This is a genomic window from Serinicoccus hydrothermalis (assembly GCF_001685415.1).
GTDB classification, from domain to species: Bacteria; Actinomycetota; Actinomycetes; order Actinomycetales; family Dermatophilaceae; genus Ornithinicoccus; species Ornithinicoccus hydrothermalis.
Genome location: NZ_CP014989.1, coordinates 3,469,333 through 3,489,020 on the forward strand (window position 1 = coordinate 3,469,333; position 19,688 = coordinate 3,489,020).

The following is a 19,688-nucleotide window of genomic DNA, read 5'->3' on the forward strand; positions in this document are numbered from 1 at the left end:
AGGACCTGACATGCCGAGCGAGAGCCCGAGCCCGACCTACTACGTCCCCCGCGGCGGGCTTCCCGGCCAGACCGAGCTCACGACCGACCGGGCCGTCTTCACCCAGGCGTATGCCGTCCTCCCGCGCGGCACGATGCGCGACATCGTCACCAGCCTGCTGCCGTTCTGGGAGGGGACCCGGCTCTGGGTCATCGCCCGCCCGCTGTCCGGCTTCGCCGAGACCTTCTCGCAGTACATCGTGGAGGTCTCGCCCGGCGGTGGCAGCGACCGTCCCGAGCTCGACGAGGGTGCCGAGGGCGTCCTCTTCGTCGTCGACGGCGCCCTCACCCTCACCCTCGAGGGCACCGAGCACGCGCTGGAGCCGGGCAGCTACGCCTTCCTCCCGCCCGGAGCGAGCTGGACCCTGCACAACCGGAGCGAGGAGACCGCGACCTTCCACTGGGTCCGCAAGGCCTACCAGCGGGTGCCGGGGCTGGACCTGCCCGAGGCCTTCGTCACGCACGAGCGCGACGTCGAGGCCGGCGCGATGCCGGACACCGACGGGGTGTGGCGCACCCAGCGCTTCGCCGACCCCACCGACGTGCGGCACGACATGCACGTCAACATCGTGACCTTCGAGCCCGGCGGGGCCATCCCGTTCCCCGAGACGCACGTCATGGAGCACGGGCTCTACGTCTTGGAGGGCAAGGCGATGTACCTGCTCAACAGCGACTGGGTCGAGGTGCAGGCCGGCGACTTCATGTGGCTGCGGGCGTTCTGCCCGCAGGCCTGCTACGCCGGCGGTCCCGGCCGCTTCCGCTACCTGCTCTACAAGGACGTCAACCGGCACGCAGCGCTGACGCTCTGAGCGGCCCACGACGAACGCCGGCGGGCGGCATACCTCGAGGTATGCCGCCCGCCGCGTCGTGTCAGGCCGGTGACCGGCCGCCTCCCGTCAGGGCGCCTGGTCGCCGTTGAGGGCGGCGACGAGGGTGTCGAAGACGTTGTCTGTCAGGGCGGTGGTTCCACCCAGGAGGAACGCCTGGGCCGGGTCGAGGGCGACGATCGCGTCCAGCGTGTCCGCCGGGATGTCGTCCGTGCGGCTCAGCATGACGGGGACCTGCTGGACCCCGGCCAGGGCCGACCCGGCCAGCGCGTCCGGGTAGTCCAGGCCGGTGGCGACGTGGACCGCCGGGGCGGGGTTGGTGTCGTCGTAGCCGAACCGTTCGGCCACGGCCACCGAGGTGCCGTAGCGGTCGGTCCCGGCGAGACGCTCGGTCGCGTCCAGGGCGGTGAAGACGTCACCGCTGACGGCACCCTCGCCGCCCAGGACGATCACCTCGGGGTCGCCGAGGGCCTCCAGGGCGGTGGTGAGCGAGCCGGGCACCGTGGCGGTGCGGGTCAGCAGGACCGGCACCCCCTCGGTCGCGGCCAGGGACGACGCGGACAGCGCGTCGGCGAAGGCACCGTTCTGACCGGTCGCCACGTAGACGTGATCGACCTCGCCGTACTGCGTCGCGAGCAGCGCGGAGGTCTCGTAACGGTCCTCGCCCGAGATCCGGCTGACCTCGCCGTAGCCCTCGAGCGCCTCCTCGACGTCCTCGGAGACCGCGACCTCGCCACCGAGGATGACGATGTTGTCCGGCTCGAGGTCCTCCAGCGCACCGATGGTGGCCTGGGGCAGCCCGTCGGTCCGCGTCAGCAGGATCGGGGCGGGCGAGCCGTCGGGGGCGACGGCGACCTCGCTGCTCGTCGTCGGCAGCAGGCCGCGGGCGGCGGGCGCCGCGCCGGAGAGCGCGTCGGCGAAGCTCTCACCGGTGGCGACGTAGACGGTGCTCACGTCCTCCGGGTAGGCCTGCGCGATCCTGGCCGCCGTGTCGTAGCGGTTGGTGCCCGCGATGCGCTCCACCGGTACGACCTCGTCGGTGGCGCCGGCCAGTCCGACGAGGACCGGGTCGTGGTCGGAGCTGGCGAACTGGTCGTCGCTGTGGAAGTCGACGAGGTTGTAGTTGCGCCGGCTGTACTGGAACGCGATCGACTCATCGCCGTTGATGTCCCACACGCCCGCACCGGACACCAGCTCGGTGGCCGCCTCGTTGGCGAAGACGTGGTCCAGCGAGCCCAGCCGTCCGCTGAACTGGTAGGTCATGGAGTCCGGCTCGAAGGCGCTGGCCACGTTGGTGTAGCCGGCGTCCTCGATGACCCGGACCGGGTCCTCGCGGCTGTAGGCGTTGAAGTCGCCCATGAGGAAGACCGCCTCGTCCGCGAACATCTCCTCCGACCAGGCGCTGAGCGCCTCGGCCTGCGCGATGCGCGCCGGGTTGGCCAGGCCCTGACCGGTGCCGTCGTCCTCGCCGGACCCCTTCGACTTGAAGTGGTTGGCGATCGCCACGAAGGACGTGCCGTCGGTCGTGGTGAACTCCTGCGCCAGCGGGTACCGGGCGTTGGCGAAGGCGTCGTCGAGCTGGATCATCGAGGGACCCTCGAGCGACACCTCGGACGGGTCGTAGATGAACGCGGTGCGGATGACGTCCTCGCCCGGCGGGGTCACCGTCGGCGACGGGGCGTAGGCCCAGCGCTCCTCGCCGGCCTCGGCGTTGAGCGCCGCCACGAGATCGGCGAGCGCCTTGTCGCGCGGGTGGTCGATGTAGGACAGCGCCGCGGAGTTCTCGATCTCCATGAGGGCCAGGACCTCGGCGTCGGTGCCGTTGATGGCGGTGACGAGCTTGGCCTGCTGGTCCTCGAAGGCCTGCTGGGACCAGGCGCCCCGGACCTCGCAGAAGTCGGTGCCGACCGGGTTGCCGAAGCGGTCGGCGTAGTAGTCGCAGCCCTCCTCGTCCCGGCCCAGGTCGGAGAAGTAGTTGAGCACGTTGAACGCACCGATCTGGACGTCGCCACCGACCGCGGGCGGGTCGACCTCGCGGTCGTTCTCGCTGGTGATCGGGTCGACCGGGCTCTCGGAGCCGACGACCTGGCCGACCGGCTGGTAGTTCCACTGGAAGCGGTAGTCCAGGATCACCGGCGAGGCGAAGGTGACCTGCGAGCCGGTGCGGTGCGGCTCCTCGGCAGACAGGTAGGGCAGCGCCGAGGACTGGGCCGTGCTGTTGCGCAGGTAGTCCCAGCTCGAGCCGTCGTCCAGGGTGATGTAGCGCTCCTGGTTGGCCGCCTCGTAGGCCTCGGCCTCCTCACCCGGCAGCACGCGGTCCGTGGCCTGGTAGAGCGGCTCCTCACCCAGCGCCAGACCGATCTGGCCGTACTGGTTGAGCTGGTAGTTGTTGGTGATGGTGTAGGTCCCCTCGGGCTGCACGAGCATGCCCTCGTAGACCTCCTTCTCGGCGTCCGTCACCGGCAGCGTCGAGAGCGAGGTGGGCGAGACCGCCTCGCAGCCCTCGACGACGTCGACGAAGCCGCCGGAGATCTCGGTGAGGCCGTTGTACTCGACCACCTCGGCCCCCTCGACCTGGAGGCAGTCGCCGATCTCGGCGTTGTCCGCCGCCCACGAGCTGTAGAGGAAGATGCCGTCCGAGGCGTCGCCCGGCACCTTCTCCACCCCGCCGGTGCCGGCCGTCTGCAGGTAGACCCCGCTGAAGCCGCCGGTGGGGTAGGCCGCGGTCACCACGCCGCTGGTGTTGACGCTCTGGCCGACGAGCTCGGAGGCCTCGCCGGTGCCCTGGATCTCGGCGATGCTCGCCTCGACCGGGTCCGGGTCGGGCTCCGGCTCCGGGTCGGTGCCCCCTCCACCGCTGTTGGTGGGGGTGGGCTCGCCGCGGGTGAAGTCGGCGGCGTTGTCGTCGGTGTCGACCGCGTCGGTCCGGCTCGCCGAGGTCGTGTTGCTCAGCCCCTCCGCCGCGGCGCTGCCCTCGAAGAGCGAGGCCGAGCCGTAGCCGACCAGGTCGACGACCTCCTCGCCGGAGGTGAGCTCGACGCTGCCGCTGGAGCCGCTCATCGAGGCGCTGCACTCGGCGTCCGGGTCGGGCAGGGGAGTGGTGCCGCCGCTGCCCGCCTGCTGCTGCACGAGGAAGTGGGTGCCGGGCTCGACGGTGCCGGTCAGCTCGCACCGGTTGCCCAGGTTGCCGGAGGAGGAGTAGTAGGAGACGGCATACCCGTCCAGGTCGATCGGCTCCTCGGTGGAGTTGAAGAGCTCGACGAAGTCGTTGGTGTAGTCGGCGCCGGAGTTGCCCCCGCCGCCGTAGACCTCGTTGACGACGAGGCCGGGGCCCGCCGCCATGCTCGTCGGGGCCAGGGCGACCAGTCCGGTCGCCGCCAGCGCGGTGGTGGAGGCGGCCGCGACGACGCGCCTGAGGTGGTTCTGCATCAGTTGCACTCCCATGGACCAGCGGCAGGTATGCCGGGGCACCGTCGCCCCGGTCCGAAGACCGTACATGGCGGCGCCGACAAGGGCGAGCACGACGGGCACCCACCAGGCAGATGTCACCCCGGAGTCCGGCACCGTTCGCCGGCTCGCCACCCGGCGGCGTGGGAGAGCTTGACCGCGGACCACTTCCGCTACCGTGTGTCGCGGTCGACACTCCCTGCCCTCTCGTCACATCTGTCACACGAACCTCTGGAGTCCCGCCCGGATGATCACGATGGAGCGCGTCAGTCTGCGCTACGCCAAGGGCGACCCCTGGGCGTTGCGCGAGGTCGACCTCGACGTCACCCGCGGTGAGTTCTGCTTCGTCGTGGGGGAGTCCGGCTCCGGCAAGTCCTCGCTCCTGCGCCTGGTGATCCTCGAGCAGCGGCCCTCCTCCGGGCGGGTGCTGGTCGCCGGGCACGACCTCGGGGAGCTGGCGGCCCGCCGCGTGCACCTGCTCCGGCGCCAGATCGGCACCGTCTTCCAGGACTTCCGGCTGCTCTCGGGCAAGACCGTCGACCAGAACGTCGCCTACGTCCTGCAGGTCCTCGGTGCCGGCCGGCACGAGATCCGGCAGCGGGTCCCCGAGACCCTGGCCCTCGTCGGCCTGGAGGGCAAGGGCAGGAGGCTGCCGCACGAGCTGTCCGGCGGGGAGCAGCAGAGGGTCGCGATCGCGCGCGCGATGGTCAACAAGCCGCCGATCCTGCTGGCCGACGAGCCGACCGGCAACCTCGACCCGGACACCAGCCAGGAGATCGTGGCGATCCTCGACCGGATCAACCGGGCGGGCACCACGGTCCTCATGGCCACGCACGACACGACGATCGTCGACCAGTTCCGCAAGCGCGTCGTCCAGCTGCGCGACGGCGAGGTCGTGCGCGACCAGGCCGAGGGCGGCTACCGGCAGGTGGTCGCGCCGTGAGGCCGGGCTTCCTGCTCGGCGAGGTCGGCAACGGCCTGCGCCGCAACTTCTCGATGTTCGTCTCCGTCGTCCTCGTGACGATGGTCTCGCTCTTCTTCCTCGGCGTCGGGCTGCTGGCCCAGGCGCAGGTCGACACCGCCAAGGGGGAGTGGTACGACAGGGTCCAGGTCTCGATCTTCCTGTGCACCCCCGACTCCACCGACGCCCCCGGGTGCGCCACCGGCGCGGTGACCCCCGAGCAGCGCGACCAGATCGAGCGGGACCTGCAGGGCCTGGAGCCCCTGGTCACCGAGTACTTCTACGAGTCCAACGAGGAGGCATACCAGCGGTTCACCGAGCAGTTCCGCAACTCCTCGGCGCTGGAGTCGGTGCCGCAGGAGTCGATCCCCGCCTCGTTCCGGGTGAACCTGTCCGACCCGTCGCAGTACGACGTGATCCGCGCCGCCTTCGAGCAGGCGCCCGGGGTCGACAGCGTCGAGGACCAGCGTGAGGTCGTCGACAAGCTCTTCGCCTTCCTCGGCGCGCTCAGCTGGGGGGCGCTGGCGCTCGCCGTGGCCATGGTCGTCTGCGCGGCCCTGCTCATCTCGACGACCATCCGGCTCACCGCGTGGACCCGGCGCCGGGAGACCGCGATCCAGCGGATGGTGGGGGCCTCGGCCTTCTCCATCCACCTGCCGTTCATCCTCGAGACCGTCGTGGCGGCGCTGCTGGGCGCCGCGCTCGCCATCGGCCTGCTCTGGGCCACCGTGCGCTTCGGGGTGAGCGGCTTCCTGTCCGAGCTGCTCGCGGGTGAGAGCGGCCTGGTCAGCCTGGTCGGGGAGCGCGACCTGTGGCTGATGACCCCGTTCCTCGTCGGCGGAGCCGTCCTGCTCGCCGTCGTGACCGCCTGGATGGCGCTGCTGCGCCACGTCAGGGTCTGAGAAGGAGAAGACACATGGTGACCACCCCCCGTCCCGGCCGGGACGAGAGCGACGCAGCGACGCGGCTCGCGGGCCGCCGGGCATACCGGGTGAGGCGTGCGCTCGCGGTGGCTCTCGTCGGCGCGCTCGGCGCCGCCACCCCTGCCCTCGCCTCCGACGAGCTGGACGACATCCGGGACCGGCTGGCCAAGGTCGAGCAGGACCGGGAGTCCGCCGCGCAGGAGCGTGAGGCCGGCGAGCAGCGGGTCGAGGACCTGCACGAGGAGCACGAGCACTTCAGTGCCGAGCTGGAGGAGGCGCAGGCCCGTCTGGACGAGACCGCGGGCCAGGTCGAGCAGGCGCGGGTGGTGCTCGACGAGGCAGAGCTGGACCTGGCCGACGCCGAGGCCGAGACCGAGCGGATCGAGGGCGAGCTCGCCGTGGCGCGGGAGAACGAGGCCCAGATCGAGGACTCGATCGAGCAGGTCGCCTCCGACCGGGAGCAGACCCGCACCACGGTCGGGGCGATCGCGCGGGAGAGCTACAAGGACGGGGGTATGGGTTCGCTCGCCACCACCCTGGAGCTGCTGTCGGGCGAGGCGGACGCGGTGGACCAGATGTCGATGGCGCGCACCGTGCTGCGCGTGCAGGACCAGCAGATCCAGCAGCTCGCGACCCAGGAGGCCGAGCAGGTGGCCGAGCAGGACCGGCTCACGGGGATCCGGTCCGACATCGACTACCTCCTGGCGAAGGCTGAGGCCAACGTCGTCGCCAAGGAGCAGGCGCGGGTCGCGGCCGACGCGGCCAAGGTCGAGCTGGAGGAGCTCGAGGCCCAGCAGGAGCAGGCCCGGGCCGACCTCGAGACCGAGAAGGCCAAGGTCGAGGACTCGCTCGCGGCCGAGCAGGAGCGGGCGGAGGACCTGGAGAGCGAGCTCGCGGAGCTGGCCCGGACCAAGCACGGCCTGGAGACCGAGGAGGAGGCCGAGCTGCAGCGGATCGCCGAGGCGGAGGCCCGCCGCAAGGCCGAGGAGGAGGCGCGGCGCAAGGCCGCCGCCGAGGCCGCGGCGAAGAAGGCCGCCGAGGAGGAGGCAGCCCGGCAGCGGGCCGCCGAGCGGGAGGCGGAGCGGCAGCGGGCCGCGGAGGCCGAGGCGCAGCGGCTCCGGGACGAGGCTGCTGCGGCGGAGGCGGCCCGTCGGGCAGAGGCCGCGGAGGCCGAGGCGGCTGCTGCCGCCCAGGCGGCGCAGGAGGCCGCCGAGCGCGAGGCGGCCGACCGTGCCGCCGAGGAGGAGCGGGCCTCACGTGCCGCGGCGGAGGAGCGCAGCGCCGCGGCGGCTGCCTCGTCGGGGATCCTGTCCGCACCCAGCAGCGCCCCGATCACCAGCGAGTTCGGCAACCGGTTCCACCCGGTCTACCAGGTGTGGCGCCTGCACGCCGGCATGGACTTCGGCGCCGCCTGCGGGACACCGGTCGTCGCGGCCGCGGACGGCGTGGTCTACAGCGCGGGCTTCGACACCGGTGGCGGCAACATGGTCATCGTCGACCACGGGGTGCAGCGCGGGGTGAACCTCACCACCAGCTACCTGCACTTCGAGAGTGCGGCCGTGGTCTCCGCCGGTCAGTCGGTCAGCCGCGGGCAGCTGCTGGGGTATGTCGGCACGACCGGCTCGTCGACCGGGTGCCACCTGCACTTCGAGACGCGGGAGAACGGCACGCCGGTCAACCCGCGCGGGTGGCTGTGAGTCAGCTGCGTCCGTAGACCTGCTTGACGAAGTCGACGATCTTGTCCTCGTCGACGTTGCGTGCCAGGTCGGACTCGCTGATCATCCCGATCACCTCGTGCCCGTCGACGACCACCAAGCGCTTGATCTGCTGGTCGCCCATGACGCCGACCACCCGGTCGACGTCCTCGTCCGGGGCGACGGTGGAGACGATCCCCTGGGTGACGGTGCCGACGGCGACCGCACCGACGTCGTGCGAGGCGGCCACACCGGCGACCACGATGTCGCGGTCGGTGATGATCCCGGACAGCATCCCGTCCTCGGACATGACCGGCAGCGCCCCGACGCCGTGCTCGCGCATGAGCGTGGCGGCCTCGACCAGCGAGGCGCTCTCGCTCACGGTGTGGGCCTGCGGGGTCATGATGTCGCGTGCGGTGGTCATGCTCACTCCTCGTGGTCGGGGGCACTGCTCCTGCCGCCCCACCCTGCCCGCACCCCGGCACCGCGGCAACCGGAGGGCAGCCGTGAAACTCGGCAGACGGCATACCTCCTGGTCGCCTAGAATTGTCCGGCCATGCCCAAGGACTCCGGACGCAAACTGATCGCCAGCAACAAGAAGGCCCGCTACGAGTACCTCATCGAGGACACCGTCGAGGCCGGCCTCGTGCTGACCGGGACCGAGGTGAAGTCGCTGCGGCAGGGGCGCGCGACCCTCGTCGACGGGTATGCCACGCAGTACCAGGGCGAGCTGTGGCTCGAGGGCGTGCACATCCCGGAGTACACCCAGGGCACGTGGACCAACCACTCCGCCCGGCGGCGCCGCAAGCTGCTGCTCCACCGCGAGCAGATCGACAAGCTGGTCGCCAAGGCCGAGCAGGCCGGGCACACGATCGTGCCGCTGTCGCTCTACTTCGTCGACGGGCGCGCGAAGGTCGAGATCGCGCTGGCCAAGGGCAAGAAGCTGCACGACAAGCGCCAGACGCTGCGTGAGCGCCAGGACCGGCGCGAGGCCGACCGGGCGATGTCAGCCCACCTCAAGCGCCACGGCTGATCCGCTGCGCCACCACCGAGGGGCGCGCGAAGAGCCACATCCCGGCCACCGAGAAGACCGCCGGCAGGGCGTAGACGAGCAGCGTCTGACGGTCGATGAAGAACAGGACCAGCCCGAGGATCGCGGGAGCCTCGAGCACCGCGGCCCGGACGACGACCACGGGGGAGACCGCGGCGGGGGAGGGTATGCCGTCGCTCGGGCGGGGCACCGGCATCACGAGCACCAGGGCCCAGGCGGCCAGGGTCGCGGCCGCGACCACGAGCAGCGCCCACGTGGAGGGGGTCTCGAGGACGCCGCCGATGAGGGCCAGGATGACGCCGATGAGGACCAGCCCGCCGGCCATGGCGCCGACCATGATCGCCAGCGGCCGGAGGTCGGCCGGAGCAGGGTTCGTGCCCCCGAGAGTGCTCATGGCAGCGACCCTCTCACGAGGTCCGGAATCTGCGTGGCCCGGCGCGCGTTCACCCACTAGACTGATCGTCTGCCCGGCCTGGCCGGGTCGTTGACAACTGCACAGCGTGAGGCACCCCCTTGGGGGTGATCGGTTTCGACGTCGCTCGACACTTCAGGGGAAGCGGGTCGAGGATGCAAGGTCATCTCGTCAAACGCTCCTTGCAAAACCAATAGCTGCCAATTCCAAGCGCAGCGACTTCGCCCTCGCCGCCTGAGCGAGCCCGAAGTCTGTCAGCCTGAGCTCGTCATCGTCTCAGGACCTGGCATCGTCTAGATGACTAGCCGCGTGATCATGTCGGGGGATCACGCGGGACTCTTACTCGACTGGGCCTGTCAGGGAACGTGTGCGCGCGAGCCCTGGGGCCGAGAAAATCCCTAGCGCACTGCACCCGGAGAAGCCCTGATTTCTCGGTGACGGACGCGGGTTCGATTCCCGCCACCTCCACCTCTGTGTCTCACGCTGTGCAGCTTGTCGCGTCTCAGCCCCCAGATTCCGCAGAACGACGCGGATCTGGGGGTTCTGTGTGTCCGGACAGGGGTGGTCACCCCGCAGGCCGCCGACGACGCTGGACAGGCCTGGCAGCCTTTCCGCGAGGCGTCGACCAGGGCCGGGAAGCGGTTACGCCGAGCGGTGGACCCGTTGCCGGCTGACGCCTACGGGCTGGTGCCCGGGCTGGTCAACGGGGACACCTCGTTCACGCCGCCGGATCTGACCCGGGCCATGCGCGACACCGGCGTGACCCACCTCAGCGCGGTCAGTGGGAGGAACGACCGTTGAGGATAGTCGTTGCGACCCCTCTGCATTCAGCCTATTGCCAGACAGTGTCAAGCACCGGTATGTTCCGCTCACCCGAACGACTCGGGGCCTCCAGAAAGTGGGTCACGCCCGTGAAGCGACTCAACGCCATCCTCCTCTCCACCGTCCTGGCGATGTCTGTCCCCGTCCTTCCTGCTACGGCCGCCTCCTCCGTGAGGGTGTCCGGACAGGTCACGTGCCTAAACTCCTCCGTCCAGGGAGTGTGGATCCAAGGCAAGACCAGTAAGTCTGGTTGGGCCTCCTGGAGCCAGCCTCGCGTGATCGGCGGGCTGAGCAAGGCTGACTACAGCTTCACCCTCAACAAGGGGGGCGAATATCAGGTCCACGTGGGCTGTGGCGGCACCCCCAAGAAGTGGGCCGTAAACGCGAAGTCGTCCTACGTCAAGGGGACGAAGAACAACTTCAAGTGCAACGACATCCACCCCGCGCTCGCGGCGGCCGGCAAGATCCTCAGGTGGAAGGTGGACCTCACCCAGGGAGTCGCCTACAAGACGTGCAAGAAGATCTAACGACGACGGGCCTCAGCCGAGTCCCTCAACGGCGCGGCCCCGCGGCCCCGCCTGCGTAAGCCGGCGCGCTCCAGGATATTGCGGACGGCGCCGTGGCTGCGTCCGGTGATCTTGGCAAGTTCGCGCAGGGACCGGCCGGCTTGGTACTCGCGGATGACGTAGGCCTTGACGTCGTCGGGGAGGTTGTGCCCCGGCTGGGTCCACCGTGCGAGCTCGGGTCGGGCTCGAGACTAGATGGCCGGCCGGAATACGCCATTGCACCTACGGTTGGGTCAGGAGGGTAGGGATGCTTCGTCGTTCGGCTTGGTTTGCCCGGGCGTCTTTCGCGGCACGTCCATCGATGCATCAACGGTGGCACATTGAGTTCGAGCTTGCGTAGCCGCGACGTCATACAAGAGGTGCTCGAGCTGAGGAGTCCAGTCCGCCTCAATCTGTCGCAGCTCGTCGGCGGAGAACGCGTGGCCATCCTTGGGTCCGGGTTCTGTGAGCACAGCCACGGCCGAGGTCCCGACCTGCCATCCGGTCTCATCGGTGATGAACAGGTCGCCGAACAGCGCGGGACGGACGTCGTCGTCAATCAGCGCCGAGGCGCCTGTGATCGTCCAGTGCACAGGCGCCCCTTCTACGTCGGAACCGTCGACCTGTTGGATCATCGACCGGACGATTCGGACTATGCCTACGACCGCTCCAGTCTCGGTCATGCGGGCGCGTCCGCCATCTCGCGTCGACCAAACGTGTTGATGGACACGTTCTTCGGGCTGCCGAACTGGTAAGGAGCGATCTCAGACTTGAGGTGCACCGACAGGTGGCCTCCATCTTCCCGACGCCTCACCCGGTAGGTGATGAGAACGCCAAGGGCATGGGCGTACCTGCCGAGTGTCGACAACCTTGGGTCGCGATCACCCGCCTCGATGCGGGCCACCGCGCCCTGACTGATCCCCATGAGGTCCGCGAGGTCGCCTTGAGTCATGCGCCGCTTGCGGATGCAGATCAACTCGTCAAGTAGGTCCGAGTGCTGCTCGACCTGGGCAATCGCCAGTCGCTGCACTGGATCTTCGATGTGGGGGGTCAGAAGGTCTTGCAAGTTCATGGTGTGGTCCTCCTGTCGCTACTATGCGCTAAAGGTAATATCCGTGCAAGTCACAGGTCGGTCTCGCCGTAGTGCCAGTCGAGGCGACGATCAGCCTGGATCATCTGGCCATTCTGCTCCTCGAGGCCCACCCGGCCTGGGCGCTTCCAAGCCATCAGAAGCTTAAGCAGCACACCCTCCTCATGAGCTGGCTCGGTGAAGTAGAAGCGGGTGTGCTGCTCGCCCTCTTCACCTCGCTGCTTGGTCATGGCGATCTCAAGCACTCGCGGCCGGATGTGGGAGAGCGCCACATCCCCTTCCGCGTCCCTGTTCGGACGGTAGACGAGCTCGCCCACCTGTGCTCGCATAAGAAGGTTGCGCAGCTCAGCCACGAGGTAAGCCCGCTGAACGTCGCCCAGGCCTGCAAGGCACTCGTCCAGGTCGGTCGAGTGGTCGCTGCCCCAGAAGATCTCACACTCCTGCCACGCACCCCCCAGGCCAGGCCGGTCTTCGCCTTGTCTGTCACGGCACGATCGGACCGCTACCGGCGCAGCCAGCCGTACCTTCAAGGCAACCTCCCCGCATTAACTAGACCTTGGACTATAGCTGCTGCCGATCGCCTCATCTCGGCCAGGACACGTCCAGCGCCCCCACCCTCGCGTGGAGGGTGGGGGGCGCAACTGCTGTCCGTGGTGGCCGGCGGTGTCAACGGCCAGTTGGAAGTCCCCGGTTTTGGCCAGGTGGAAGTCCCCACCCTTTGCGGGGTGGATCACATGGTGGGCAGCTCACCTCCTCGGCGTTGAAGGGCTTGGCGCATGCGGTAGGACTGGCCGTTGGTGAGCACGGTGGTGGCGTGGTGCAGGAGCCGGTCGAGCATGGACACGGCGGTGGTGTGCTCGGTTAGGAACCGGCCCCAGTCCTCGAAGGAGTGGTGCGAGGCGATGCCGAGCGCTCGGCGTTCGTAGGCGGCGGCGACGAACCGGAACAGCAGCTGGGCGCCGGTGTCGTCCAACGGGGCGAACCCGATCTCGTCGACGAGGACGACGTCGTTGCGCAGCAGGGCCTCGATGACCTTGCCGACGGTGTTGTCGGCCAGGCCGCGGTAGAGCGTCTCGACGAGGTCGGCCGCGGTCAGGTACCGCACCCGGTGCCCGGCCAGGACGGCCGCATGACTGAGCGCGATCAGGGTAGGTCCTCAGGTCGCTCGGTCTCAGCCCCCGCACCGATCGTGGTCTTTCGGGTCTTCTCCCGCGGGATTCCCCGCGGGCCCTCGGTCTTCATCAGCCGCTCTACGGTGCAGCGGGCGACCTGGACGCCCTCGCGATTGAGTTGGGCGTGGATCTTGCGGGCGCCGTAGACACCCAGATTGGCCTTGTGGGCGGTCCGGATGTCCTCGGCCAGCTCGGCGTCCCGAATGCTGCGCGCCGAGGCAGGCCGGGTCTTGGCGGCTCTCGGGGGAGGAGTTGGGCAAAGAGGGCGAGACCGTCACCTTCGGCTGGAAGGGCAACACCTACGAGGTTGATCTATCCACTGATGAGGCGGCGGAGCTTGCCACTCTTCTGCAGCCCTACCTCATGGCAGGGCGGAAGGTGTCTGGTGGAACGCGCAGGACCGGTACGAGCAGCAGCGCGAGTCAGCAGGACCGGGAGCGCACGAAGGCCATCCGGGAGTGGGCGAAGGAGAACGGGCACTCCGTCTCTGACCGCGGACGTATCTCCAGCGAGGTCGTTGCCGCGTACGAGGCTGCGCAGAAGGGCTGACTAGGCCGCGTGCTGTGGGTCGTGACTTCGACACGCGACGGGGTGGCTCAGGCCTCGAATCTGACACAGGGCTGACACACGGAAGTCGACGCGAGCATCTGTGCTGTTCACAGCGCTAGCGAGGAGTTTCCCGCCACCTCCACCTCTGTGTCTCACGCTGTGCAGCTTGTCGCACCTCAGCCCCCAGATTCCGCAGAAGGACGCGGGGCTGGGGCCTGTTCTCGTAGATCTGCTGCCTGACGCCGGGAACCCCTTGCTGCGCGTGGCAGGAATGAGCGAGGAGCTCAGCGACGTCTTGGGCCGGCGCGTCGATGTGGTGACGACAACCCTTCTGCGCGATGCGGTATCGAGCACTGCGCTCAGCGATGCGGTGGCGGTGTGACGCGAGCAGAGCAGGAACGCTTCGCGGACCTCCTGCAGGTGGCCCATCGGTGGTCGAGTAATTAGCCCTTCTCTGCGGCCAGCCTGAGCCCCGAAGAGGCTGTGCGCAGCGGAAATGCCGTCTGCTGTCGTATTATCGGCGGGAATTGACCGGCGGAAATGTCGGTCACCTGGTGGTGCCGGACATTTCGGCTTCGGGGAGGAAATCCTATGGTCGCTACCCGTCGGACGTTTCTGCAGGCCGCGGCCCTCGTTCCGCCGTTGACGGCCATCTCGGCCGCTCCAGCGCTGGCGGCGAGCGTGCAGACCTACCTCAGCCTTCGCCGCCACTACACACCCGCTCACTTCGAGAGCGCGTCCCGCTCCGCCGTCGTGGTGGAGAACCGTTCCGGCCGTGCCCACGTGCGACTGGCGTCGAGCGGCCTGCAGTCCGGGCGGAACCCCGAGCTGTACGGCACCTCCGCCACCTACTACTACGGGCGCCTCACCTCACCGCAGATCACGCCGGCCCAGCCCTTCGACAGGCTCATCGCGTCCTGGAACGCGCTGACCCCGGTCGGAACCTGGGTCCAGGTGGAGGTACGCGCCTACCGTCCCTCGACCTCGCGGTGGACGAAGTACTTCAACATGGGTATCTGGACGGAGACCAACGCGACGATCGGACGGCGCAGCGTCGCGGGTCAGGGGAATGCGGACGGCACCGTGGAGACGGACCTGCTCAAGCTCGCGGGCGGGGCGGCATACACCAGGTTCCAGTACCGGTTGACGCTCTTCACGACGGACCGGACCCGCAACCCGTCGGTGAGCATGGTGGCCGTCCTGGCGTCGAACTCGGCCAAGGAGGCGGCCGGGCTGCCCGTCTACTCGGACCGGCAGGCCTGGGGGCGTGACCTGAACGTCCCGAAGCGCTCGCAGATGATCTATCCGGACGGCGGTGAGGTGTGGTGTTCGCCGACCTCCACGTCCATGGTCCTCGCCTACTGGGGGAAGAACGTCACGGTGCCCCGCGCGGCGGCGCGGACCTACGACTACACCTACCGGGGCCACGGCAACTGGCCCTTCAACACGGCCTGGGCCTCCACGCAGGGCCTGGATGCCTACGTCACCCGGATGGGTTCGCTCGCGCAGCTCGAGGAGTGGATCAGCGCCGGGGTGCCGGTCGTCATCAGCATCGCCTGGAAGCGGGGAGAGCTCACCGGCGCGCCGATACCCTCCAGCAACGGGCACGTCATCGTCGTGCGCGGGTTCGACAGCAACGGCGACGTCATCGTCAACGACCCGGCAGCCTCGAGCGATGCCCGGGTGCGCCTGGTCTACCGACGCCTGGAGCTCTTCACGGTCTGGCTCAAGTACTCCGGCGGCACGGCATACCTCATCCATCCCCGCGACCACGCGGTGCCGACCGACAAGCGTCACGGCAGCTGGTAGACGCGCGCGCCGCCTCGGGAGTGGCTACGGTGGCGGGATGAGCGAGCAGCAGAGCAGCAGTGGCGCGTCCGAGGAGTCCGACGCCCGGCAGGAGGCGGCGGACCAGGTCGTCGAGCGGGTCGAGAGCTGGGACGAGGGTGCCCAGCCCGAGACGATCCGCGAGGACCTCGAGGAGGGGATGGAGCAGGCCGAGGTCGAGGTCGACGACGGCGACCTGGAGCAGATGGCCGAGGAGATCCACGACGAGGGCGGCACCGACACCCCCGAGGTGGGGTGAGCCGCGGCCTGCGCCTGCTCATCCTCGCCGACACCCACGTGCCGAAGCGGGCCAAGGACCTGCCGGCGCAGGTGTGGGAGCACGTGGCCGTCGCCGACGTGGTCATCCATGCCGGTGACTGGGTCACCCCCGACCTGCTGGACGAGCTGGAGCAGCGCGCCGCCCGCCTCGTCGCCGTGTGGGGCAACAACGACGGCGAGGAGCTGCGTCGCCGCCTGCCGGAGGTGGCCCGGGTGGAGCTGGGGGGTATGCGCTGGGGCGTGGTGCACGAGACCGGCGCCAAGGCGCGCCGCGAGGAGCGGATGCGCGCGGCATACCCGGACCTGGACGTCCTCGTCTTCGGGCACAGCCATATCCCCTGGGACACCGAGCACGAGGGGCTACGGCTGCTCAACCCCGGCTCGCCCACGGACCGGCGGCGTCAGCCCTACTGCACCTACCTGGCCTGCACCGTCGCTGCCGGAGCGCTGGACGAGGTCACCCTGCACCGGATCGGGGAGTAGCTCACTCCCAGGGCATGTCCCGCAGGATCTCGCGCGGGCGGGCCAGCACGGTGAAGAAGAACAACGACGCCGTGGCGCACACGACCATGATGGCCGCCATCGGCACCGCCGAGCCGACCCCGAACAGCCCGCTGAGCGGGGAGATGAGCGCGCCGAAGACGAAGTTCGTCGCCCCGAGCAGCGCGGCAGCCGCTCCGGCCCGCTCCCCGTGATCGGCCAGCGCGATGCTCGGGCTGTTGGGCATCACGAAGCCCACCGAGCCCATGAGCAGGACGATGCCGCCGACGATGGCCCACACGCCGAGGTCCACCAGGGCTGCGGTGAGCAGGGCCAGGGCGATGGCCAGCATCGAGGGCAGCGCCACCCGCATCACCGAGGCCGGGTGCACCGTGCGCACCAGGGACCCGTTGACCTGGCTGGTGACGGTCAGCGCTCCCGCGCCGGCGGCGAAGACGAAGGCATACTGCTGGGTCGTCATCCCGTAGACCCCCTGGAAGACGAAGGTCGCGCTGGAGATGTAGGCGAACAGGCAGCCCATCGCGGTGCACACGGTCAGGACGAGGCCGATGTAGCGGCGGTCCGAGAGCAGCACCCGGTAGCTGGACCACAGGGTCCGCGGACCGAAGTGGCGCCGTCGCTCCGGGGGCAGGGTCTCTTTGACGAGGACCAGCGCCAGCACCGCCAGCAGCAGCCCGAAGGCTCCCAGCGCCCAGAAGATGGTCCGCCAGCTGCCGAAGATCAGGAACTGGGCGCCCAGCGTCGGCGCCAGGATCGGGGCCACGCCGACGACCAGGAAGAGCCGGGAGATGAAGGTCGCCATCCGGGACCCGCTGTAGAGGTCGCGGACCATGGCCTGCGACAGCACCATCCCGGCCGCACCGGTCAGGCCCTGCACGAAGCGCAGGACCAGCAGCAGCTCGATCGAGGAGGAGACCGCGATCGCCACGGAGACCAGGACGTAGACGGTCAGCGATGCGATCAGCGGTCGGCGCCGGCCGAAGGAGTCCGACAACGCCCCGATGAGGAGCTGGCCGCTGGCGAGCCCGACGAGGGTCGCGGTCAGGGTCAGCTGCACCGTGGCCTCGGTCGTGGACAGGTCCTCCACGACGGCCGGGAAGGCGGCGAGGTACATGTCGATCGTCAGTGGACCAATCGCGACGAGCGCCCCGAAGAGCAGCAGCCGGCCCAGCGGGGAGGGCTCGGTGCGGGGGTGGCCAGGTGCGGCGGGTGCTTCGACGGGGGCTGAACTCACCCAGAGGCAAGGGTGGATGCCCTCGTCGATATTCCCGGCAGCCGGCGCCAGGTCGTGCCTGCCCGCCGGCGTCCGGCCCTACTCGCCGGTCTGTCCGTCGATCGCTTCCCGGAGCAGGTCGAGGTGGCCGGCATGACGCGCATACTCATAGAGGACCTGGAGCAGGGCGCCCCGCACAGACCCGAGCTTGTCGTCCGGATCCCACACGAAGTCCAGGTCGCTGGGCTCGAGCGAGTCCATGACGGCGTCGGCGCGGGCGCAGACCGCGTGCCAGGTCTCGAAGGCATCCGCGACGAGAGCGTCGTCGGCTGCCGCGTCGCGGAACTGTGCGTCCCAGTCACCGTCCGGCACGTAGGGCCGCGGCTCGTCCTCCCGCGACAGGGTCGTGATGAACCAGTAGTGCTCCATCTGTGCCAGGTGTCGAACCAGTCCGAGGATGGAGAGGTCGGAGGGCGGGACCGACCGCGCTGCGAGCTGCTCCGCCGACAACCCCTCGGCCTTGCGGACGACCGTCGCGCGCAGGTCCCCCAACCACCATCGGAGGGCTTGCAGCTCGTTGAGCGCAGACGGCGCGTCACCCATGTCCGGAGCCTAGCGCGCACGCAAGCCGAGCACCTGCTCACATGAAGCGCTCGGACACGCTGTTCCGGAAGAGTGAGTCCGGGTCGTACCGGCGCTTGGTCTCGAAGAACTCCGCGAGCCGCGGGTAGGCCTGCGACCTGGTCGCGGGTGTAGTGCTGCTGGTACGGCAGGTAGAACGTGCCGCCATGCTCCAGCGAGGCCGCGACGAGGGCACGGGTGAGTGAGGCCATGTCCTCGTTCCCGGTGTCGCTCACGTCCTGGCTCAGGTAGAGCACGACCGAGAAGCGCTCCCCCTGCGCGTAGTCGAGGACGACATCCTCTTGGTGGACCGAACGGATCGAGGCGCTGAGGAGCTGGGCGTCGTGCTCACCGAGCTGGGCCCGCAGCTCGTCCAGAAAGGGCACGAGCTGGTCGTGGGGCAGGAAGTACTCGTGCAGCACGTCGGTGTACTGCGGCAGCCGGTTGTTCAGGAAGCCCAGGCTCTCGTACATCGCCTGGTTGCGTCCCACCATGCACGCCTCCGCCTCGCGCAGCGACTCGTTGCGCGAGCGCAGGCACCCTCGCACACGGGGAAGCACCTCCCGCTGCGCCGTCCACCTCAGCCGCTGCCCAAAATCCCCGGTCCGGGCCAGGTTGAAGATCAGGCGGCTCGCCCGGTCCGAGGCCCGTTCGCGAAGTGGTGGCACCGGCTCGGGCTCCTCTGCCTGCTCGTAGGCGTAGACGATGGTCTCCCGGAGGAGGCTGCCCGGTGCCGTCGACAGGTGCGCGTACGTCATCCGGACCGCGTCGTCCCCGGCCACCTCCGAGGCGAAGTGGGCCGGGAAGTCCTGGTAGTCCACGACGGTGGTGCGCAACCGGTACATCTCGCTGTCGACGAGGTTGAGCTCCACATCGAGAATGACGCCGACCAGCCCGTAGCCACCGACCACGGCCGCGAACAGCGCTGGCTCCTCGTCCGGGCTCACCCGGTGCACGCTGCCGTCCGCGAGCATGACCCGCACCGAGGCGATCGTCGACGACAGGCTGCCTGCTCTGAAGTCCAGCCCGTGGGCTTTCACCGACACCGTGCCGCCGACGCTGAGGACGTCGATGCCCGGCATGGTCGCTACCGCGAGGCCCGCGGGGTGCACCGCCTCCAGCACCTGGTGCCAGGTCGCCCCGGCTTGCACGACCGCGGTCCTCGACTCCTCATCGACCGTGATGGCGTCCATGCCCCGCATATCCACGACGAGGCCACCCGGGTATGACGCCTGGCCACCCATGGCGTGCTGGGTACCGCCCACGGATACCGCCAGCCCGTGCTCGTGGGCATAGGCCAGGGCCGCTCGGACCCGCGCCTCGTCGCGCGGGCGTGCCACCCCGTGCACCGGGGTGCGCGTCAGGCAGCTCGCGTCCGTGACCGTGCCCCCGGTCTGCTCCAAACCGCCCGGGTATGCCGCACGCCTGACCGTCCCCGACGTCTGCGAGGCGGCCCGGACCAGGGCGTCCGGGGCCGGGCCGACCTGGCAGTCCTTCGCCGAGACGGGGCCCCTGACCACAAGGCCAGCTCAGGGCCGCCGACGAACAGCACCAGCAGGAGAGCGGTGGCCGCGATGCCCCAGCGCAGACCACGCCGCCGACGGCCGCGTCGGTGGGCCCCCCGGGGGCGCTCAGATCGTCGGACCACGCCCCATTAAACCCTGACAGATGGCACCGGCCCGGGATATGAAAGCCCGAGCCGGCGAAAGGCTTTCC

General features: G+C 69.6%; 23 protein-coding genes, 1 other RNA gene and 1 pseudogene. 13 read left to right on the forward strand and 12 right to left on the reverse strand.

Annotated elements, in window-relative coordinates; all coding sequences use genetic code 11:
• The first annotated feature begins 10 nt into the window (after nucleotides 1-10).
• On the forward strand, nucleotides 11-847 hold the full coding sequence (locus SGUI_RS16220; RefSeq protein WP_066642035.1) for a bifunctional allantoicase/(S)-ureidoglycine aminohydrolase: 837 nt from the start codon (nucleotides 11-13) through the stop codon (nucleotides 845-847).
• A gap of 87 nt (nucleotides 848-934) precedes the next feature.
• Here the strand turns inward: SGUI_RS16220 and SGUI_RS16225 are convergent, their stop codons facing one another.
• Entirely contained in the window at nucleotides 935-4,294 is a 3,360-nt protein-coding gene (locus SGUI_RS16225) for an ExeM/NucH family extracellular endonuclease (protein WP_083190763.1), read from the reverse strand.
• A gap of 274 nt (nucleotides 4,295-4,568) precedes the next feature.
• Between SGUI_RS16225 and ftsE the strand changes: the two genes are divergently transcribed.
• Genes ftsE through SGUI_RS16240 form a run of 3 tightly spaced genes read left to right on the forward strand, consistent with a single transcriptional unit; the run spans nucleotide 4,569 to nucleotide 7,893 of the window.
• Complete coding sequence (gene ftsE, locus SGUI_RS16230; RefSeq protein WP_335675422.1) at nucleotides 4,569-5,255, forward strand: cell division ATP-binding protein FtsE; 687 nt, start codon at nucleotides 4,569-4,571, stop codon at nucleotides 5,253-5,255.
• Nucleotides 5,252-6,175: a permease-like cell division protein FtsX gene (ftsX, locus tag SGUI_RS16235; protein ID WP_066642039.1), complete on the forward strand. Its 924-nt coding sequence runs from the start codon at nucleotides 5,252-5,254 to the stop codon at nucleotides 6,173-6,175. Before ftsE ends, ftsX begins: the two co-directional genes overlap by 4 nt.
• 14 nt (nucleotides 6,176-6,189) lie before the next feature.
• Entirely contained in the window at nucleotides 6,190-7,893 is a 1,704-nt protein-coding gene (locus SGUI_RS16240; protein WP_066642042.1) for a M23 family metallopeptidase, read from the forward strand.
• A gap of 1 nt (nucleotide 7,894) precedes the next feature.
• Here the strand turns inward: SGUI_RS16240 and SGUI_RS16245 are convergent, their stop codons facing one another.
• Nucleotides 7,895-8,314, reverse strand: a complete 420-nt coding sequence (locus SGUI_RS16245; RefSeq protein WP_066642044.1) for a CBS domain-containing protein — start codon at nucleotides 8,312-8,314, stop codon at nucleotides 7,895-7,897.
• 132 nt (nucleotides 8,315-8,446) lie between these two features.
• Between SGUI_RS16245 and smpB the strand changes: the two genes are divergently transcribed.
• Nucleotides 8,447-8,923 carry an SsrA-binding protein SmpB gene (gene smpB, locus SGUI_RS16250; RefSeq protein WP_066642049.1) on the forward strand — a complete coding sequence of 159 codons (477 nt, stop codon included), beginning with the start codon at nucleotides 8,447-8,449 and terminating at the stop codon, nucleotides 8,921-8,923.
• Here smpB and SGUI_RS16255 read toward each other — a convergent pair.
• Nucleotides 8,907-9,335 (reverse strand): hypothetical protein, encoded by a 429-nt coding sequence (locus tag SGUI_RS16255; protein ID WP_066642051.1) that lies wholly within the window; start codon nucleotides 9,333-9,335, stop codon nucleotides 8,907-8,909. The two genes, smpB and SGUI_RS16255, sit on opposite strands and share 17 nt — an antisense overlap.
• A gap of 121 nt (nucleotides 9,336-9,456) precedes the next feature.
• Between SGUI_RS16255 and ssrA the strand changes: the two genes are divergently transcribed.
• From ssrA to SGUI_RS16270, 3 genes are all read left to right on the forward strand, one after another.
• Nucleotides 9,457-9,824, forward strand: a transfer-messenger RNA (tmRNA) gene (ssrA, locus tag SGUI_RS16260).
• Nucleotides 9,825-9,845: 21 nt separating this feature from the next.
• On the forward strand, nucleotides 9,846-10,154 hold the full coding sequence (locus tag SGUI_RS17575; RefSeq protein WP_157621884.1) for a hypothetical protein: 309 nt from the start codon (nucleotides 9,846-9,848) through the stop codon (nucleotides 10,152-10,154).
• Nucleotides 10,155-10,264: 110 nt separating this feature from the next.
• Complete coding sequence (locus SGUI_RS16270) at nucleotides 10,265-10,702, forward strand: hypothetical protein (RefSeq protein ID WP_066642056.1); 438 nt, start codon at nucleotides 10,265-10,267, stop codon at nucleotides 10,700-10,702.
• Here the strand turns inward: SGUI_RS16270 and SGUI_RS18445 are convergent.
• The 6 genes from SGUI_RS18445 to SGUI_RS18450 form a co-directional block, all read right to left on the reverse strand.
• Nucleotides 10,699-10,857 (reverse strand): helix-turn-helix domain-containing protein, encoded by a 159-nt coding sequence (locus SGUI_RS18445; RefSeq protein ID WP_418314017.1) that lies wholly within the window; start codon nucleotides 10,855-10,857, stop codon nucleotides 10,699-10,701. The genes SGUI_RS16270 and SGUI_RS18445 overlap by 4 nt on opposite strands.
• Nucleotides 10,858-10,974: 117 nt before the next feature.
• Nucleotides 10,975-11,355, reverse strand: coding sequence for a hypothetical protein (locus SGUI_RS16275; protein ID WP_066642058.1), 381 nt, complete (start codon nucleotides 11,353-11,355; stop codon nucleotides 10,975-10,977).
• A gap of 44 nt (nucleotides 11,356-11,399) precedes the next feature.
• Nucleotides 11,400-11,792 (reverse strand): helix-turn-helix domain-containing protein, encoded by a 393-nt coding sequence (locus tag SGUI_RS16280; protein ID WP_066642060.1) that lies wholly within the window; start codon nucleotides 11,790-11,792, stop codon nucleotides 11,400-11,402.
• 50 nt (nucleotides 11,793-11,842) lie between these two features.
• Nucleotides 11,843-12,163, reverse strand: a complete 321-nt coding sequence (locus SGUI_RS17580) for a hypothetical protein (protein ID WP_191090925.1) — start codon at nucleotides 12,161-12,163, stop codon at nucleotides 11,843-11,845.
• A 377-nt stretch (nucleotides 12,164-12,540) separates the two neighbouring features.
• Nucleotides 12,541-12,915, reverse strand: a complete 375-nt coding sequence (locus SGUI_RS16290; RefSeq protein ID WP_269465836.1) for an ATP-binding protein — start codon at nucleotides 12,913-12,915, stop codon at nucleotides 12,541-12,543.
• Nucleotides 12,916-12,953: 38 nt separating this feature from the next.
• Nucleotides 12,954-13,187 (reverse strand): IS3 family transposase, encoded by a 234-nt coding sequence (locus SGUI_RS18450; RefSeq protein ID WP_083190765.1) that lies wholly within the window; start codon nucleotides 13,185-13,187, stop codon nucleotides 12,954-12,956.
• 47 nt (nucleotides 13,188-13,234) lie between these two features.
• On the opposite strand from SGUI_RS18450, the gene SGUI_RS16295 reads away from it, so the two are divergent.
• The 5 genes from SGUI_RS16295 to SGUI_RS16315 all read left to right on the forward strand — a co-directional run bounded on the left by SGUI_RS16295 (nucleotide 13,235) and on the right by SGUI_RS16315 (nucleotide 16,120).
• Nucleotides 13,235-13,531 carry a histone-like nucleoid-structuring protein Lsr2 gene (locus tag SGUI_RS16295; protein WP_066642063.1) on the forward strand — a complete coding sequence of 99 codons (297 nt, stop codon included), beginning with the start codon at nucleotides 13,235-13,237 and terminating at the stop codon, nucleotides 13,529-13,531.
• A gap of 166 nt (nucleotides 13,532-13,697) precedes the next feature.
• Entirely contained in the window at nucleotides 13,698-13,913 is a 216-nt protein-coding gene (locus SGUI_RS16300; protein WP_157621886.1) for a hypothetical protein, read from the forward strand.
• 260 nt (nucleotides 13,914-14,173) lie between these two features.
• Nucleotides 14,174-15,340 carry a peptidase C39 family protein gene (locus SGUI_RS16305; RefSeq protein WP_157621887.1) on the forward strand — a complete coding sequence of 389 codons (1,167 nt, stop codon included), beginning with the start codon at nucleotides 14,174-14,176 and terminating at the stop codon, nucleotides 15,338-15,340.
• Nucleotides 15,341-15,377: 37 nt separating this feature from the next.
• Complete coding sequence (locus SGUI_RS16310; RefSeq protein ID WP_066642066.1) at nucleotides 15,378-15,617, forward strand: hypothetical protein; 240 nt, start codon at nucleotides 15,378-15,380, stop codon at nucleotides 15,615-15,617.
• Complete coding sequence (locus tag SGUI_RS16315) at nucleotides 15,614-16,120, forward strand: metallophosphoesterase family protein (protein ID WP_237141390.1); 507 nt, start codon at nucleotides 15,614-15,616, stop codon at nucleotides 16,118-16,120. Before SGUI_RS16310 ends, SGUI_RS16315 begins: the two co-directional genes overlap by 4 nt.
• Before the next feature lies 1 nt (nucleotide 16,121).
• On the opposite strand, the gene SGUI_RS16320 is transcribed toward SGUI_RS16315, so the two are convergent.
• The 3 genes and pseudogenes from SGUI_RS16320 to SGUI_RS18455 all read right to left on the reverse strand — a co-directional run.
• The gene (locus SGUI_RS16320; protein WP_066642068.1) at nucleotides 16,122-17,372 is read right to left on the reverse strand and encodes a multidrug effflux MFS transporter; all 1,251 of its coding nucleotides are present in this window, start codon (nucleotides 17,370-17,372) and stop codon (nucleotides 16,122-16,124) included.
• Between the two features lie 78 nt (nucleotides 17,373-17,450).
• Nucleotides 17,451-17,954, reverse strand: coding sequence for a mycothiol transferase (locus SGUI_RS17585; protein WP_157621888.1), 504 nt, complete (start codon nucleotides 17,952-17,954; stop codon nucleotides 17,451-17,453).
• A 1,019-nt stretch (nucleotides 17,955-18,973) separates the two neighbouring features.
• Nucleotides 18,974-19,492 (reverse strand): annotated as a pseudogene (locus tag SGUI_RS18455) (FAD-binding oxidoreductase); the annotation flags it as partial.
• Nucleotides 19,493-19,688: the final 196 nt, after the last annotated feature.

Coding starts and splice junctions, on each gene's coding strand:
- smpB (WP_066642049.1), top strand. CDS start 8,447: ATGCCCAAGGACTCCGGACGCAAACTGATCGCCAGCAACAAGAAGGCC.
- SGUI_RS16280 (WP_066642060.1), bottom strand. CDS start 11,792: ATGAACTTGCAAGACCTTCTGACCCCCCACATCGAAGATCCAGTGCAG.
- ftsE (WP_335675422.1), top strand. CDS start 4,569: ATGGAGCGCGTCAGTCTGCGCTACGCCAAGGGCGACCCCTGGGCGTTG.
- SGUI_RS16245 (WP_066642044.1), bottom strand. CDS start 8,314: ATGACCACCGCACGCGACATCATGACCCCGCAGGCCCACACCGTGAGC.
- SGUI_RS16275 (WP_066642058.1), bottom strand. CDS start 11,355: ATGATCCAACAGGTCGACGGTTCCGACGTAGAAGGGGCGCCTGTGCAC.
- SGUI_RS16220 (WP_066642035.1), top strand. CDS start 11: ATGCCGAGCGAGAGCCCGAGCCCGACCTACTACGTCCCCCGCGGCGGG.
- SGUI_RS17585 (WP_157621888.1), bottom strand. CDS start 17,954: ATGGGTGACGCGCCGTCTGCGCTCAACGAGCTGCAAGCCCTCCGATGG.
- SGUI_RS16240 (WP_066642042.1), top strand. CDS start 6,190: ATGGTGACCACCCCCCGTCCCGGCCGGGACGAGAGCGACGCAGCGACG.
- SGUI_RS16225 (WP_083190763.1), bottom strand. CDS start 4,294: ATGCAGAACCACCTCAGGCGCGTCGTCGCGGCCGCCTCCACCACCGCG.
- SGUI_RS16310 (WP_066642066.1), top strand. CDS start 15,378: ATGAGCGAGCAGCAGAGCAGCAGTGGCGCGTCCGAGGAGTCCGACGCC.
- SGUI_RS16255 (WP_066642051.1), bottom strand. CDS start 9,335: ATGAGCACTCTCGGGGGCACGAACCCTGCTCCGGCCGACCTCCGGCCG.